Annotated in this window: 14 protein-coding genes; 8 read left to right on the top strand and 6 right to left on the bottom strand. The window is 51.1% G+C overall.

Going from position 1 to position 15,984, the window contains the following annotated elements; all coding sequences use genetic code 11:
- Positions 1-14: 14 nt before the first annotated feature.
- From ABIK47_04255 to ABIK47_04230, 6 genes are all read right to left on the bottom strand, one after another.
- On the bottom strand, positions 15-1,397 hold the full coding sequence (locus ABIK47_04255; GenBank protein ID MEO0019839.1) for a PKD domain-containing protein: 1,383 nt from the start codon (positions 1,395-1,397) through the stop codon (positions 15-17).
- A 3-nt stretch (positions 1,398-1,400) separates the two neighbouring features.
- Positions 1,401-4,139 (bottom strand): C25 family cysteine peptidase, encoded by a 2,739-nt coding sequence (locus ABIK47_04250; GenBank protein MEO0019838.1) that lies wholly within the window; start codon positions 4,137-4,139, stop codon positions 1,401-1,403.
- Positions 4,140-4,346: 207 nt separating this feature from the next.
- Entirely contained in the window at positions 4,347-5,708 is a 1,362-nt protein-coding gene (locus ABIK47_04245; protein MEO0019837.1) for a sialidase family protein, read from the bottom strand.
- On the bottom strand, positions 5,675-7,990 hold the full coding sequence (locus ABIK47_04240) for a cytochrome D1 domain-containing protein (protein MEO0019836.1): 2,316 nt from the start codon (positions 7,988-7,990) through the stop codon (positions 5,675-5,677). Before ABIK47_04240 ends, ABIK47_04245 begins: the two co-directional genes overlap by 34 nt.
- Before the next feature lie 21 nt (positions 7,991-8,011).
- Positions 8,012-9,841: a T9SS type A sorting domain-containing protein gene (locus ABIK47_04235; protein ID MEO0019835.1), complete on the bottom strand. Its 1,830-nt coding sequence runs from the start codon at positions 9,839-9,841 to the stop codon at positions 8,012-8,014.
- A 328-nt stretch (positions 9,842-10,169) separates the two neighbouring features.
- Positions 10,170-11,882, bottom strand: a complete 1,713-nt coding sequence (locus ABIK47_04230; protein ID MEO0019834.1) for a T9SS type A sorting domain-containing protein — start codon at positions 11,880-11,882, stop codon at positions 10,170-10,172.
- 161 nt (positions 11,883-12,043) lie between these two features.
- Between ABIK47_04230 and ABIK47_04225 the strand changes: the two genes are divergently transcribed.
- The 8 genes from ABIK47_04225 to ABIK47_04190 form a co-directional block, all read left to right on the top strand.
- A complete protein-coding gene (locus ABIK47_04225) occupies positions 12,044-12,613 on the top strand; it encodes a nitroreductase family protein (GenBank protein ID MEO0019833.1) in 570 nt (189 codons plus the stop codon).
- A gap of 6 nt (positions 12,614-12,619) precedes the next feature.
- Entirely contained in the window at positions 12,620-12,862 is a 243-nt protein-coding gene (locus ABIK47_04220; GenBank protein ID MEO0019832.1) for a hypothetical protein, read from the top strand.
- A 78-nt stretch (positions 12,863-12,940) separates the two neighbouring features.
- Complete coding sequence (locus ABIK47_04215) at positions 12,941-13,501, top strand: DUF4203 domain-containing protein (GenBank protein MEO0019831.1); 561 nt, start codon at positions 12,941-12,943, stop codon at positions 13,499-13,501.
- Positions 13,498-13,992, top strand: a complete 495-nt coding sequence (locus ABIK47_04210; GenBank protein MEO0019830.1) for a SoxR reducing system RseC family protein — start codon at positions 13,498-13,500, stop codon at positions 13,990-13,992. Before ABIK47_04215 ends, ABIK47_04210 begins: the two co-directional genes overlap by 4 nt.
- A complete protein-coding gene (locus ABIK47_04205) occupies positions 13,937-14,854 on the top strand; it encodes a hypothetical protein (protein MEO0019829.1) in 918 nt (305 codons plus the stop codon). The genes ABIK47_04210 and ABIK47_04205 overlap by 56 nt, the downstream gene beginning before the upstream one ends.
- Before the next feature lie 42 nt (positions 14,855-14,896).
- Positions 14,897-15,502, top strand: coding sequence for a sigma-70 family RNA polymerase sigma factor (locus ABIK47_04200; protein ID MEO0019828.1), 606 nt, complete (start codon positions 14,897-14,899; stop codon positions 15,500-15,502).
- A gap of 10 nt (positions 15,503-15,512) precedes the next feature.
- The gene (locus ABIK47_04195; protein ID MEO0019827.1) at positions 15,513-15,779 is read left to right on the top strand and encodes a zf-HC2 domain-containing protein; all 267 of its coding nucleotides are present in this window, start codon (positions 15,513-15,515) and stop codon (positions 15,777-15,779) included.
- 6 nt (positions 15,780-15,785) lie between these two features.
- Positions 15,786-15,984 (top strand): 7-cyano-7-deazaguanine synthase (locus ABIK47_04190; protein MEO0019826.1); only part of this gene is annotated, 199 nt, incomplete at its 3' end.

Genomic DNA, 15,984 nt, shown 5'->3' with positions numbered 1-15,984 from the left:
AAAACCTCCTTCTTTTACTCCTTTACCTCAACCTGCCTGGTTATCGTTGTCTTCCCACCTTCATTGTCAGTAACAATGAGTTTCACCTCATAGACACCAGGAAGTTGATATTTGTGCTTTGTCTTGACACCCTGGGCAATTGCCCCATCACCAAATTCCCAATTATAATCAACTATCTTACCATCACCATCGGTTGACCCCGAGGCATCAAAGGAAACCTGTTCACCTACCATCGGCACTTCTGGTGTCATAAGAAATTTTGCCACCGGTTGCTGGTTTGTGCTCAGAAGAATCTGCTGGGCGGGAGTTGTATTGCCATCATAGCGGACAAACGCAGTAACATAATAGTTAACGCCCTTCTCCGCCTTGTCTGTCTTCCAGGTTTGGGTCAAAGTCGTTGTCGAATTAGGGGCGAGAGCAGCAAATGGCGAGGTTAACTCGTTGATAACCGAACCGTTCTTGAATATCCTAAAAACAGCCTCCCCGCTAAGCGGTATTGAACCGGTATTCTGAAACTTTAGAGTTAATCGGACATCCTGCCCGATGCGGATAATATTCGGTTCAGCAATAAACTCAATCATCCCTCCAGTAGGAATTCCCAGCCGGACCATTGTCTCTGACTTGCCAACACTATTACCCTTTTCATCAGTAATGAGTAATTGAATAGTGTAATCGCCTGATGGCGCACTTTTGGTGTCCCATTCTATTACCAGTGTAGTGTCACCGCCTGCAATTCTTGCTCTATGTTCAGGTATCTCAATAGCAACCGGACCATTCACCATCGGTCTGATAACAATCTCTTTGGGTGCAGCGCTGTTATTCAATTTAAGCGCGAATTTAACCCGCTCTCCTGTCTCGTAGGCGATTTTATCCGCACTCGCGCCGACAATGGTAATACCGGTTTTGATATACTTCACGCGAAACTGATACTCACCATGGAAAACCAGTTCCCCTGGTTCCGAATTGAACTGCAGGGGATAGACAGAAAGGACCAGGTCGGTGCCGCCTTTCGGGCTATCCCAGATGCGCCAGTCAAAATCCTTATCCGGATACCGGCCTTTGGTTACCGCTGCTCTTGGCGGTTGAAAGCTCTCGGCAGTATCAACGGCTATCTGAATCTCAGGCAATCGAATCCCTGTTTCTTTCTTGGACCCCGATTTTTCAACAAGCGTAACGTCCTGAACATAATATCCTGCCGGGTAATTGACTGTAACCGGATAGAATGGCAGACGGGGCTGACCATCATGCATCAAGAGTTTGCCACCCGGAATCTCCACATAGTGCAGACCGCCAATTTGTTTTATGGTGTACTCCGGAATTTTTACGGAAATTGACTCCAGTGGTTCAGTCGCCGATATACAGGCGAAAAGTAAAAAAATGGCGATTATCAAACGCATTTTTTACCTCCTTCGGTATTTCGGGTCACCGTAAAGGTTATACATTACCGTTTCCAGGATCCAGTTTTGCTCGCGCAGACACACAGTATTTTTCAGGTCAACAAAGGCGTCGCCAAAATACTCCTGGGTTGACCAGCGCCGAAAGGTCTCAAGATAAAGGGTTCTATTGGTACAGCAGTATGATACTCTCGTGGCACCGACATATATGCCGGCACCATTGCGCATAAAACAGCGGGCGATGCTTACAGGACCATGGTCTCCGCTCTCGGTGTAGTCGCCGCTACTGCAGGTGTAGCCGAGCACAACTGGTCGGTGGCTGCCAAAACTGAGCGGCTCTGCTGGACAGGCACTGGTTGCCCAGTCGTCAAGTGTCCAAGCCCAGCTTCCAGCACCACCATGCCCGCAATAGCCGATTATGTCCCGGTCAGGAGCCATCCGCCGAATATAACTACTCCGTTCGCCAGCGGCTGCTTCTGGTGTATCAAAGTAGTTGTAGAGTGGCAGAAGACGCTCACCACGCCGGGCATACTGAATCTCCTCCCCCTCTCTCAGCGCCCGGGTTAAACTGTCGGCAGGAGGTGTTATGCCGCGCTGTCGCAAAAGCCATCCAGCAAGGGCATTCAGATACGCCTCACGATTGGGAACATTATTCTCCCAAGGTAGAACATCCCATTCCAGCGCCTTTCCAACCCAGGCAATAGCAGTAGTATCAGCGGGCGGACGGAGCGGAGGGGAAACCAGTCGGTGTGCCAACGCAATTGCCGAATCCTTCACCGCTTGCTGGGTCATCGATTCAACTTCTGATAGCCGGTCAATGGTGCCTAAAGAGTGACCATTCCATACCCACTCCCTCAGCATCCAGCGTGACAGTTTGAAAAGGTCACCGGCGCAGTCAATCCAAAGCGCCTCCCGCAACATGCTCATTCTGGTTATGAACTGTTCACCAAATATACAGAACACATCCGGGACTTTTAGACGAAGTGAATCAGATAGTTCCGCAGAATACACTACAAAAGGTTCAAAAGGTCCTTCAGCCGCGCTGACCATCAGACCACGGCTACCATCATAGCGCGCCCGACCCTGCCAGACATCAAGGCTGGTTTGAATGGGGATGGTAAGTTCTCTCGCGTTCAAACCAATAATTCTGCCTACCCGCAACTCGCATTGTTTATCACCGGAAAGATCGGCATAGGGATAATCTGACAAGGGGACATTGCCAAACCCTCTTACTGGATAGGACCACGGGGGTACAATGTCATCCTGCCCCACAATTAAAAGGTAGCCGCTCCTTAGCCAGTTCGGGTTAAGTCTCCTCCCCCAAAAGCTTACACGGTCTTTAAAATAACCCTTGACATCATCGCATCTCCAGGACGCGGAAATATAGCCCAGAACCCCAGACTTCTCCTTTGCCAGTCTCGCCATTGTTGCGAGCAATTTGTAAACATCCTCCATCATATCACCTGGATTGGCGTGAAACAGTTTTTCCGGCGAGGTAATAATTAAGTAGTCGGCAGCGCGCAGTGCATCAGCGAAATCAGCGGGTAAAAACGGGATTCGGAAACATCTCAGAGTCCAGTCTTCACCAATACGGTAGGAAATGGCGGTGGAGTCGCCAACGGTTGGTGTGATTAAACGCTCAAGGGAATGGGGTAGAAGCACCGGCACCACATGATACCGCACAATCATCCTTCCATGTGGTGCCAATCCTTCCCAGCCGAACATCACTGCGGTATGCGCTCCAGTTGAATCTGCCTGAGTCCGGCAAAAGGTGGAACGGTAAGAAGCACCGCTCGTGCCATGCATCACCGTTGCATCATCAATGCACTGCAAAGCACCGCTGCGGTCAAAAACGGTGAGGTCGCGTAAGGTATCTCCTGAGTTATTTTCAATCGTGAGCACCACCGTATAATAGTTGTCGGTCCGAGTTACTTGTCGACCGATGTTCACCGGCAGAATTCGGACCGGCGGGGGACGAGTCTCTTCAAAGGAAAAAGCCCAGATTTCGCTCTCACCAAGCACATTGCCATTACGGTCAATCGCCCGGACCTGCCAGGCATAGCGCCTGGCTTTCTCAAGGTTGCGCGCGGAAAGCGGATATCGCAAACTGACACGAGCCTCGCCCCGCTTCTCAAACCACGATTGATTGGCGCGCATCGCCTCCTCCTTGGTCTGACCGGGCAAGATTTCCACAACCCGCACCACATACCTCACACCCGGCACCGGTGGCTGTGGCGGTGTCCAGGAGAACATCGGTCTCTTTTCACCTTCTCTCAGTCGTGCACCATCACGCGGGGATAACAACCTTGGCGGACCAGGACGGCTGACATCAAACTCAACCGTATCACCGCCCAAATCTGGCTGCAACAAGACAATGAACCGATAATTCCCTTCGGGCAGCCCGCCGGTCCTTAAAGCAAACTCTTCAAAGCCCGGCGCATACCAGATATCCCAAAGCGGGTCAACATCCTTTCTACCCTGGCGCCGTTGCCTGCCCGGTGGCAACTGAAACTCCCTTGAATTTCCCTTGAATACCAGCCCCCGCCTTGCCTCCCAAATCTCACCGTGAAGGTAACAGGTGTAGGTGTCTTGGGTCTGATTGTCAAGGTCAACCCACCACAGATGCTCCAAAGCGTACTGCCCTGGTGGTGGCTGATGCAGCCTGACCCTAACCGGTGATGCGCTTGAAAGCGCCACCGGCACAAAAATAAAAAAAACGGCCCTGCAGACCTTGGCAAACCGCATAGGTTACCTCCTTAGTTGTTTCAAATCAATATTATTATAGAAATTTAATTTGTCAAGAAATTTCTATCTTAATTAAACTAATCAAGAAAATCTGTTATTGTTGATAAATTAGTAACTTAGACAAATCCACGGGTGAGGGGAGGGGTGACCCCCGGGGTGAATCGGCGACTCGAAACCTGAATAGGAGTTAGGCACCTATTACCGATTTTAACGGATAAACACCCTCTTTTGAAAACCCGTTTTCCCTTTGAGAAAATAAACACCACCACAGGCTGGTTCTCCTTTAACCCGCTGTCCGCTGGCATCAAAAATTTCAACTTTCTCCCTCTGAGTGAAAAGGACTGGCTTACCCCCTGTGCCCCTCAACCGTTCATCCCCTTGCTCCTTTATTCCCACATTTCCGCTTGGGTTGCGTTTGTAATAAATCTCGCCGGTCGGACCGTCGCGGAAATCTGTCCAGACAACATGCACCAGGGTGCCGCCAAGCGCAACCGAAGGGTAGTTTGACCTGGAACTGTCCTCGGTCAGGCGCCTCTCCTCCCAGGTCTGACCCGAATCGGTTGAAAAGGCATAATAAATCTCGGCGTTGCCATCCCTCATATCATACCAGACCGCATGCACCCTTTCTCCGGAAATGGCAATGTTGGGCGACCAGATTCCGGGCTGGGCAGAGCCACAACTGATTCTCACCGGCTCCTGCCAGGTTTCACCCCCATCATAGGAGCGGACACAAAACAACTCTCCGTCAACATCCTCATTATCACTGTAGGCAACAACCACCACCGAATCCCTTGCCGCCACGCACGGCCACTCTTGGGCAAAGACATTTTCGGTGAGGCGCAAATCAGCCTCCCAGGAAACCCCGTGATCGGTTGAGCGCTTGTAATACACATTCCAGTTGCCATCACGATTGTCCGCCCAGACCAGATGAACAAGGTTGCCACTAATTGCCACCGAAGGGTTCCACTTGATACCGGCAGCGTTTGTCAACCGGCTCTCATCAGACCAGGTCACACCGCCATCACCTGAACGCCGATAATAAATCTCATAGGAAAACCGGCTGTCGCGGTTATCGCGCCAGACCAAAATCACATCTTCACCTTCTGCCGCAACGCAGGGAAACTCGGACCTGGCGGTATCAAAGGACATCCGTACTTCATCAGACCAGGAAAGCCCGTTATCGGTTGAGCGCAGATAATAAATCTCGCCATTAGGACCGTCCCTCGTATCAAACCAGACCAGATGGACAACCGAATCGGTAACCGCGATTGATGGTGTCCACGACCTGGCGGTGTCATCGGTCAGGCGCATCTCTGCACCCCAGTTCAAACCGTTATCGGTTGAGCGCAGATAATAGATTTCATTGTTGCCCGAGCGGTCGTCATAGAACACAATGTGAACCATCCCTGAACCGTTTGCACCGATACACCACTGGCTGTTGCGGGATGTGAGGGAGGTGCCAGAATTACTGGTCAGGCGCCGGTCAGGCTCCCATTGCGCCCAAACAACCCCGTTAACTGCAAAGATGAGAAAGATTAATGCACAACGATAACCTTTTCTCTTCCCCATCCCTTTTCCTGCCTTTTCCTGATAAAGAAAACGCCGATGCCTCCCTTTGTTTCCGGCTGCACCTTCCTGCCTTGAGCATCAAATATTTCCCCATCCTTTACTAAGGGCAATGCCCGCAAAAAGGTTGGGTTAAAACCTGACAGAGAAAAGCCCCTTTGTTCAGCAAGGAAAACCGGCAGATTGAAAATCGCAGTCAGCGATGAACTGTTGCGGTTTGCCACCCAGACCAAATCATCTGCCTGTTCCAGCGCGCAGGGATACTCACCTACCGGCAGCGTGGCAATAACCGAATCGGTTTTGCCATCAATAACGGAAACGGTCTGAACACTCCCGTTGACGCAGAAAACCAAACTGCTCGGATAACTTGTCCATAACAGTACCTGTGGTCCACCACCAACGGTGATGTCACGAACCTTCTGATTGGTCTCGCAGTCAATCACTGAAACCGTTCCCTGCATCAGGTTGGCGACATAAACCTTGCCATCCTTATCGTTGTAGCAAATCGCCCAGGGGAAAAGCCCGACCGGCACAGTGGCAATCACCGTGTCATTCAGGGCGTTAATCACCGTCACATCATTGGAAAGGTCATTTACCACATAAACCTTGTTATATCTCGTTGCCGCAACGATATCCCTCGGTCGTTGCCCGACCGTAATCTCCCCGATTACCGAATTGGTGCTGCCATCAATCACACTCACCGTGCCCGGACTTTCACCCCGATTGACAACATACACCTTGCCTAAGTTGTTCAACGCTGCCATCGGTTCTGGATTATACCCAACCCCAACCGTGGCGATAACCGAGTCCCGTTCGGGGTCAATGACACTCACGCTCCTGCTGCCGGCATTGGCACAATAAACCTTGTTATGGGAGGTGAGTAAACAGAGAAATGCCGGGTCAACACCAACTGCAATGGTCTTGACCAAGGAATCGGTATTGACATCAATCACGCCGACGCCGTTACCGTTTCTGAGGTTGGTGTAAACCTTCTCTCCATTTACCGGGAGAACCCGCCAGGGTCCGCCTCTGACCCTGATGAGCCGCGCATCGCCAGTTTCATCATCCAAAACCGCAACCACATCGCTCTGCGGACAGGCACAGAAAAGTTTGCCCGCTGCTGCTATTCGTGAGAGGTGAAAGGGTGAAAGACCGACAAAACTCTCAGCCGCAATCTCATTTGTGGCGCAATCCAGCACAACCAGCCGGTTATCAACCTCACCGATAGATGCAATCCGGTTATGCCGGGATATAAAGGTCATTGCCAGAGGAGTAGTTCCAACCGGCACCGTTGCCTTCACTTGATTTGTCCGGCAGTCAATCACACTGACAGTGTTTGAGGTCCGGTTGGTGCAGTAAACCGAACTCTCAGCAGGGGCAAGAGCGAGCGTAATCGGATTGATGCCAACCGGGATGTCTGTAATTAGGCTGTTAGTTACCGCATCAATCACTGAAACCGAGGTGTCCTGCCAGTTTGCAACATAAAGACATTGATTGTCCGGATTAAAGAGCATATTCTGAGGCACATCGCCAGTTACAATCCGGGCAATAACAGAGTCATTATCGCCATCAATCACGCACACCTCATCAGCGTTACGGCAGGCGCAGAAGGCCATGTTCAGTTCCGGCGCTGCCTCCAGATAACAGGGGGCATCTGCCACCGGCACCACCTTAAGGACCGCACCGGTGCTGTCGTCAATAACCCAGACCGAGTCATGGGAAACACTGGCAAGATAAACCTTACCCGCTTGAGTATTGACCGCTATTGAACTCAAACCTCTGATGAGCCGGATATAACGATGAACAGCCATACTTTCGGCATCGATCACCACCAGACTGTCAGAAAAAAGACAGGAAACATACATCCGATTGGTGCGGGCACTGAAGGCAATGGCTGATGGTGCCCACGCGGTCGGCAAACGGCGGAGAATGCTGTCTTGTTCGGCGTCAACAATCACCACCAGGCTGGAATCAAAAATCGGCACATAGACCCGCCTGCGCACCGAATCCAGCGCCATCGTCCTGATACCGGCGGGCATCGGTAATCTTTTAATTCTTTCTAGCGTTTCACCACTCATTACCAGCAGACATTTGCCCAGATTGCCGGCAATAAAGATTTTGTCGTTTTGGGGTTCGTAAAGGACCCACTGGGCATTGACAACACCGGCAAGGCTGTCAGGTAAAAGGACCGTCCGGGTCTGAATCTGCGCCGGCGTTATGGAAAAGCCAAAGGCGATTATTCCGCAGTAAAGGCTCAGAGGTAAGGACCGAAGAACGAACCTCATCCTTCCTTCTCCCTGAAGCCCTTACCGGACAATCAGCACTTTGCTGACCCTTGTGACATCGTCGCTTGAAGATGCGACAAAATATACCCCGGGGGCAAGAGAGCGGAGGTCATTTTCACCAGATTTAAGGTCGAGCACCTTGCGACCGGAAATGTCAAGCAGTATCCCTTTTTCCATTTCCGGTAGCAATAGGAAACTCCTGACTATAGCAGTAGCAGAGCCTCCCAATCGCAGAACCGGACTCTCCTCCACCCCGATTGGCGTCTTGCGGTACCAGCCGGTTCGCTTTTGGTCAATGTGATAGGTGGGCACAGGCATTCGGGCTAAATCTACAAGTGCCCCGGTGTTCCAGAAGTAAAACCTGCCGTCAGAGCCGGTCATCATTATCTCTAAGAGCCCATCCTGGTCGATGTCGCCCAACTGCGGTGTCTTTGACATCGGAATCCTGCCTTCAATAAAGGCATGGCTGCCCTGGTCCGGCAACCAGTAGGTGGGAAAATGCCGTTTGGGCCAGCCGGGCAAACTCTCACCCGAACTGGTGACGATGTAAAAAGCGGAATCGCAGCCAGAGGTAAGTATCTCCAGCCCGGTTACAGTCGTATCAACATCACCGATTCCGGGTGAATACCAGACACCGTTACGGGTCTGGTAAGGAAAGCCGTTTACCCTTGTGCCGTCGTGGTGAAAGCAGTGGATGTGTCCGCCCCAGTCGGCACCGGTTCCCACCTGACCGAAACTGCCCACAATAATCTCAAGGTCGCCATCAAGGTCGATGTCGGCTGCTGCCGGTGTGGAAAAGCAACGTGTCAGCGCGGGATTGAGATAACCGGCGTCCGTTGTCAAATTGACGGGAAATCCCGTCAGCCGGTTGAGCGCGGTGTCAAACACATCAAGGAACCCCTGGCGGCGCAGAACAATTATCTCCCAGTTGCCATCCTGATCCAGGTCGGCAACCGTAGGCGCGGCATAATCCGGGACAAAGGAACTGCCCGGACCTTCGGTTTGAACCGAGCGCCGAATCGTGCCATCACTGTTGACAATGAAGAGCCGCCGCTCAAGCAAAGGCCAGGGGTTCTCATTGCCAAACTTCGCCTCATGGCAGACAATCTCCAGCCTGCCATCTGCGTCAAGGTCAGCAACCGCGGGCTTGACCCATTGACCGTGCCGGTAAATCGTATCCTGATAGAACCAGCATTTCCACAAGGAGTCACCGTTCGCGCTGAAGCAGTAAAGGGCGCTGCCACACTTGCGGATTGAGGTGTTGTCCGTCACCTCGCAGAGCACCTCCAAACTGCCGTTATTGTCAATGTCGGCAACAACCACCTCGGAATAAGGTCGCAGATAAGGGTCCTCAGGCCAGCCGGGCAGAATATAGGGCCAGCCGGGCAAATCCTCGCCGGTCTTGCCATCAAGCGCATAAACCCGTGCCTTGTAGCGCGGCTCGGAGTTGAAATAGACATCGGTCAGGGGGAAAACCACCTCATCGCTGCCATCGCCGTCAAGGTCAGCAAGCGTAAAACCGGCAACCTCAACATTGCCGATATCACCAATCTCCCGCGTCCAGAGTTCGCGCAAATCGTCATCAAGCATCACCAGCCTGGAGATATAACTTGAGCCCGCCTGCTTGGCAACCCGCAACCCGATTTCCGGCTCAGGGTCGGTGTCAACATTACCCATACTAACGGTAATTCCCCAAACCCCGCCCAGTTCAATCACGGTATCGGTCAGGTCAAGACCTCCAAGAATTTCCCTAAGGCTTAAGCCCGCTTCATCGGTGCGGGAGATGGTGAAACTGGCACCGGGTGGAATAACCAGCCCGGTAATGAGCGCAAAAACAATAAAAACCATCATGCCACCTCCTTTATGTTTTCAGTAGGTTATATTAAATACCCCTAACCCTTAATGTCAAGAAAATAACGGGTTTCCACCGTATGTAGACCTAAACCCGGTCTTTAACCCATCTGCCAATCATCACCTGAAGACAAATGCCAAAACCAGGACCAGTAGCACCCCCGGGGTCGTCCTCCGGGTGGTGCTGGGTCCCTGCTAAGTTACTAAAATGCGAATGTTAGCCAAAATCGGTACTACCCAAGCAGATAACCGCACCAAGTGGTAAATAGAGGGTTGTTTAACAAAAAGGGGCAGAGACGCGCCCTGCCCCTGAAAAAGCGAGCCTCTCTCAGTGGGTAACCACAATCCGACCGTTATGGTTGCTATTACCCGCGCTCAACCGGTAAAGATACACACCCGCAGGAACATTTTCGCAGTTCCAGACCGCATTATATTCACCGGCATTCAGATTTCCCTGCGCAAGGACCTCAACCTGCCGACCGGTAACATCAAAAATGACCAGTTCTGAACAGGCGCTCTTGGGTAATGTGTAACCGATGACCGCAAACCTTGATGCCGGATTGGGATAAACCGAACCTGTTAAATGCTTCACCGCGACCGGCTTTTCCTCAACCCCAGTCATACTCCAGTCATCGAACCACAAACTGTCCGGTCCAACACCGCAGTAAAGCACCGTTGAGTAGGAACTGCCTATCCCGACATTTTTCCAGCCCGCCTGCGGTGGAAAGTTGCCGGTATGCCGGTAGTCGTTCACCTTGATTGGCATTGTCCAGTTGGTATCACCCGGACACCAGGTGAACATCAGCGATTCCGAAGGCACAATCGCATAGCAAACCGTTGGTGAGCCAGTTGCCCAGTGGGTGGCAATGCTCGGCATCTGCTCATCGTTATCGGTGTCAAGGTGCCCGATGCCATCATCACCGCCATAATGCCAGATGGTATCATCATTTGTGGTGTAATAGTAGAACACACCCAGACCCTTGCCATTCCAGGGTTCCATATCACGGACATGGACGAGCCAGATGGTCTGGTCAGTATGGCGAGCGCCAATCACGCCATCAAAAATCCGGACCCTGGGCGTTCCCACCTGCCTTGACTGCTCCCAGTTGTTTCCCCTATCGGTGCTGCGCTTCACCCGAAATGCTGCCGAGTCCCCTGAAGCCAGCCGCTTGTCAAGATAGGCCACATAAACCCGGTTATTATAACCGACCGCCACATCCGGCTTGGGTGGTACCCGAGTGTCATCAACAAAACTAACCGGTGCGGTCCAGGTCTTGCCATAATCGGTTGAACGGTAAAGCCGCACACCCATATAACCGTAGTGATACTCATAGGTAACATAAAGGTAATACGGGTTGCCGTTATCCCGGCACGCCGAGACATTGACAATCGTATCCGCATCAACCTTGATGGGAAATACCCAGGCGCCTGAGGTCAACCCGTACCGAACGCAATAAACATCGCCATTGCCTGCCGAGGTTCTGAGGAAGAGAAAGACAAAACTGGAGTCGCCCTCAGCAACCACCAGTTCTGGTGAACTGAGCACATAGCCCGGATGCTGAACACCATTAAAGTAACTCCAGTTGTTACCGCCATCGGTTGAGCGGTAAATCCTGATGGTGTCACCATTAGGAACAACAAATGCGGCAAAGAGAATCCCCTCACGGGTCTGGTCATAGGCAATCATCCGCTCAGAACCGGGAGGCGTGGGACTTTTGATATCGTCAGGCCAGATTAATACATCCGGACCCCATAAGGGCTTGGGCTCATAGGGCTCGTGAGGCGAACCTTCATAGTTACTTCCTAAGATTTGCGGTGGTTCTCCTTTTGTGGGTTCTGAAGGAACCGGCTGCAATTCCGGACGAGCATCAGTTCCGGTTACCACCTTCCGCGGAACAGCGGCTTCAGACGAGCCGGTTGGCTGGAATGCCGGGGTTTCATCAGGTCTGACATTGCCGGGTTCGTTTCTGTCAGCAAATGCCCAAATGCCCGTCACGAGCAGGACAACCACGCCGAAGGTTATCACTTTACTACAGGTCATTACTACCTCCTGCATCTTATTACTTCTGACGCCTCCCAAACATCATTTTGCCCGAATAAGGGTAACGATTATTCAGGAGGCAGCCAAATTTATTATAACGATAAATAGGTCTTTGTCAAATTTTCTTGACCGTAAAATAAAAGAGGGGTAAAATCCAATTGATGAGTGTAAGTGAAATTATCCAGAAGCGTCGGGCATACCGTTCTTTGGCACCGGTTACAATAACAGAAGAACTTATCCGCGACCTTGCCTATCATGCCCAGCTTGCGCCCACCTGTTTTAACAATCAGCCAGCGAGGTTTGTCTTTGTCTATGACCGGGAGGTTCTCGAGCAACTCAAACCGGCATTCAGCAAAGGAAACGAATGGTGCTATGATGCATCAATGGTGATTGCGGTATTTACAAAAAAGGAGCTTGACTGTTTAATCAAAGAGCGGGAATACTACCTGTTTGATACAGGGATTCAGGTCGCATTCCTTATCCTGCGTGCCACCGAAATTGGTCTGGTTGCCCATCCGATTGCGGGATACAGCCCGAAAAGGGTGCGTGAAGTTCTAAACATCCCTGAAGAATTCACGGTCATCACCCTGATTTTAATCGGCAAACATTCAGAGACCATCAGCCCGGTGCTTTCTGAAAAACAGGTTGAATGGGAAAAGTTCCGCCCGCAAAGGTTGCCGCTGAATCAGGTTATGTTCCTTAACCGCTACGAGCCGCAAAAGGAAGGGTAGGATTTTATGCTTGTCCGCCGCATCCACATCATCATCGGGATTATCCTCGCCCCCTTTATTTTCATCACCGCGCTTACCGGTGCCCTTATTCTCATCACCGACAGATTCTGGGAACTCCTCAAATGGCACTCCTGGTTCAAATGGGGCGGAATTGTGATTGGCATTGGGCTTTTGTTTTTAGTCTCATCGGGCATCTCGGCATATATCAGGACAACCCTGCGCAAGAAACGCTCAAAACCGAGCTCTTAACACCAAAATACAATATCAAAAAGTGCCTGGATTTTAACACGATTTTGACTATCAGAACAGACAAACTATAATTATCAGTTGACAATTAACTGGCTTCCAAGAATTATCGCCCTTGCGCTTGGTCTGGTGATAACCTTTTTCGGTTACCGGCTTTTGAAGTTCACCCTGATTGTTGCCGGTTTTGTTTTGGGAGCATATCTGGGTGGATTTATCGCGCTCAAGACAGGCGCGGCAAACTGGCTTGTTATCGTCGCTGTTATCGTCTTGGGCATTATCGCCGCGCTCCTCGCGGTTTTTCTGTTCAAGGCGAGCATCTTTCTTTTGGGTGCGGCTGCCGGTGCATTACTTACCGCCATACTTTCAAGCGGCTCGGGTTGGAATCATCTGCTTTTTCTGCTGATTGGTGCGGTGGTTGGCGGCATCCTCGCCCTTTTAATCAAACGCCCGGTTATTGCGCTCCTTACCGCCTTTGTCGGCTCCTGGTTCACCGTTGCCGCCATCTTCAGTTTTCTTGGCAAAGTGAGAATTCGTCTGGGGGAAGGGGTTCATATGCCGGTGATGGTTATTCTCTGGCTTGCACTTGGTGCCATCGGTTTTATTGTCCAGCTTTCCCAGACCGGTAAGAAAAAGAAAAAGTGAGCGCTGAGCAGTTTGCCGAGGAGACCGGTAAGGTTGTTGGCGTTATGGGCGAGCGCGCCGAAGTCCAGGTTGCCCCTGAAGGCGGTTGTGCCCATTGCGGTGCCGCCAGCTTCTGCAACTGGACCGGCAAAAGGGAGAAAACAGTCCTTGCCCTTAACCCGATTGGTGCGAGTGTCGGTGAAATGGTGGTTCTTTCCCGCAGGATTAGACCAGCCACTCACTCCGCGCTTTTGGTCTTTGGTCTGCCCGCACTGCTGATGATTTTAGGTGTGATTGTTGGTGCGCTTTTGGTAAACGACCTTTGGGCAGCAATCCTTGCCGGTGCTGGAGTTGTTCTTGGATTTCTTCTTGTCAAGGTAGTTGACCGCGCTAAAGGGAAAGCAGGGAAGGACCTGCCGGTAATTGTCCGGAGATTTAAAACAAAAGGAGAAAAAGATGAAAAAGAGGGTATTGATATTTTTTGCCTGTTTGGTACTGATAAGCATGGCTAAAGAGGATATGCCCAGAATTCCATCAGAAAATAAAACGAGTGGTTTTTGGCAGGATGTGAAATTCATCCCTGACCCAAATGACTCTACCGGTAAAAAGGGCACCTATCAGGGCTGGTTTCATCAGAATAACATTGATGTGTCAAGAATAAAAGAGGGAATTATTAGGGCAAAGGTTGAAGGCAAGTGGCAGGAGTTTAAAGTTGTTGAGTTGCCAAAGGAGTTTCTCAAATGGAACTTTGAGCGGCGGCTAACACAACTTGATAAAATCCGCCAGATGATAAAATCCGAGAGCCGGGAAATGCCAGAGATTGCCGGACCACACAACGGGATTGTTGCGAGCCACGGCAGGAGAAGAAAGGACAGCTATTTTTCCATCAACAATGCGGTCAAGGGTATGGGCTGGTTGCCGAAAGAGGAGAAACTGCCGGAAATGATTGCATTATTGAAGCGAACCATCAACGACTCCATTGATAAAAAACTCAGCGTTCTTGAAAGCCTTTACCAAAATGGTGCCGAGATCTTTGACCTAACTAAACAGACCTCGCTTGAGCTTTACTCCCAGCCCGATTTTGAGACCCATACATTCTTGAACCAGATGACCGACCCGGGTGTTGCGGTTGTCTTCCTTGATTTGCCCAAGTCCTATGAGTTGCGCTGTATTGCCCAGATGCTTCACCCTGATGACCCGAACCTGACTGAATATGAAAAACAGGTGGTGGAATATATCAATCTTGTTCACGACTACTTTCACGGTGAATCCCCCCGCGAGTCAATCGGGGTAATCTATCATATCGTTCAGGTCTTTGACAACTCACCAGGAAGATGGCGGGGGCAGAGGGTTGTTCCCCCGGTGGAAAAATGACCAATGGTTGACAAATCTCACACAGGATAATATCTTTATTAGGTGCCCGAGGCAAAAGGTTTACAGGTAGCGGTTCCAGGTCTCCCGGTTCCTGATGAGGAGCTGGTGCGCCGGGTCCAGAATGGCAATATGGAGGCGTTTGAGGAACTGGTGCGGCGCTATGAGCGCAAGGTTTATAACATTGCCTATCGCCTTTTAGGCAATGAAGAGGATGCAACCGAGGCGCTTCAGGACACATTCCTGCGCGCCTATCGTTTTATCCCCAAGTTCGCATTCAAATCCAGTTTCTATACCTGGCTTTACCGTATTGCCACCAATGTCAGCCTTACCCGTCTGCGCCGGCGCAAAAAGGCGGAGGTGATATCCCTTGACGCGCCCATTGCTGATAGCGACAATCTAAAATTTGACCTGCCTGATACCGCCCAGACTCCTGAGGAGGCATTTGCCCAGAAGCGGCTGAGGGAAAGACTGGACCAGGCGGTGAAAAAGCTGCCAGAAGAGTACCGGGCGGTTGTTGTCCTCCGTGACCTTGAGGGGTTGAGCAATGAAGAGGTGAGTAAAATCCTGAAACTTTCTGTACCGGCAGTGAAATCACGACTGCATCGGGCTCGCTTGGCTTTAAGGCAGCATTTGGCAAACTACCTGTGAAAGGAAATTTATGAAGAAAAAAGGTACTATTAAAAAAGCCACCTGTGACTGCGCCGAACTTGAGGAATGGGCGGTGCTCTATGTTGATGGCGAGGTGACAGGGGAACTCAGAGAGCGCTTCCTTCTCCACATCCAGACCTGCAGCCATTGCGCCCATTTAGTGCGTAGTTTACAAAGGACGGTTCACTACTGCCAGATTGAGTGCGGCTGGGATGTTCCGCAAAAGGCGCACGAGCGGCTCTGGCAGACCCTGAGAAACCTCATTGACCGCGAATGATCCCTTATGCGGGTTGTTGTTGGACTTTCCGGTGGCGTTGACTCCGCGGTTGCTGCCCTGCTATTAAAGGCAGCAGGGTATGAGGTGATTGGCATTTTAATGAAACTGTTTGACTATCACCAATTCTCCTCTAACGCTGAAGCCATAGAAGCGGCAGCCGCAGTTCTTAACATTCAGTTTCATATCATTGACCTCAGCCAAAAGT

It is taken from the genome of candidate division WOR-3 bacterium (assembly GCA_039801245.1).
Lineage (GTDB): Bacteria > Hydrothermota > Tepidihabitantia > Tepidihabitantales > Tepidihabitantaceae > JAOABP01.
The sequence above is the reverse complement of the archived record's forward strand: the minus strand, read 5'-3'. Positions and strand labels throughout refer to the sequence as shown.

Excerpts from the sequence above, each read along its gene's own strand:
- ABIK47_04255 (MEO0019839.1), bottom strand. The coding sequence starts at position 1,397 with ATGCGTTTGATAATCGCCATTTTTTTACTTTTCGCCTGTATATCGGCG.
- ABIK47_04250 (MEO0019838.1), bottom strand. The coding sequence starts at position 4,139 with ATGCGGTTTGCCAAGGTCTGCAGGGCCGTTTTTTTTATTTTTGTGCCG.
- ABIK47_04245 (MEO0019837.1), bottom strand. The coding sequence starts at position 5,708 with ATGGGGAAGAGAAAAGGTTATCGTTGTGCATTAATCTTTCTCATCTTT.
- ABIK47_04240 (MEO0019836.1), bottom strand. The coding sequence starts at position 7,990 with ATGAGGTTCGTTCTTCGGTCCTTACCTCTGAGCCTTTACTGCGGAATA.
- ABIK47_04235 (MEO0019835.1), bottom strand. The coding sequence starts at position 9,841 with ATGATGGTTTTTATTGTTTTTGCGCTCATTACCGGGCTGGTTATTCCA.
- ABIK47_04230 (MEO0019834.1), bottom strand. The coding sequence starts at position 11,882 with ATGACCTGTAGTAAAGTGATAACCTTCGGCGTGGTTGTCCTGCTCGTG.
- ABIK47_04225 (MEO0019833.1), top strand. The coding sequence starts at position 12,044 with ATGAGTGTAAGTGAAATTATCCAGAAGCGTCGGGCATACCGTTCTTTG.
- ABIK47_04220 (MEO0019832.1), top strand. The coding sequence starts at position 12,620 with ATGCTTGTCCGCCGCATCCACATCATCATCGGGATTATCCTCGCCCCC.
- ABIK47_04205 (MEO0019829.1), top strand. The coding sequence starts at position 13,937 with ATGAAAAAGAGGGTATTGATATTTTTTGCCTGTTTGGTACTGATAAGC.
- ABIK47_04195 (MEO0019827.1), top strand. The coding sequence starts at position 15,513 with ATGAAGAAAAAAGGTACTATTAAAAAAGCCACCTGTGACTGCGCCGAA.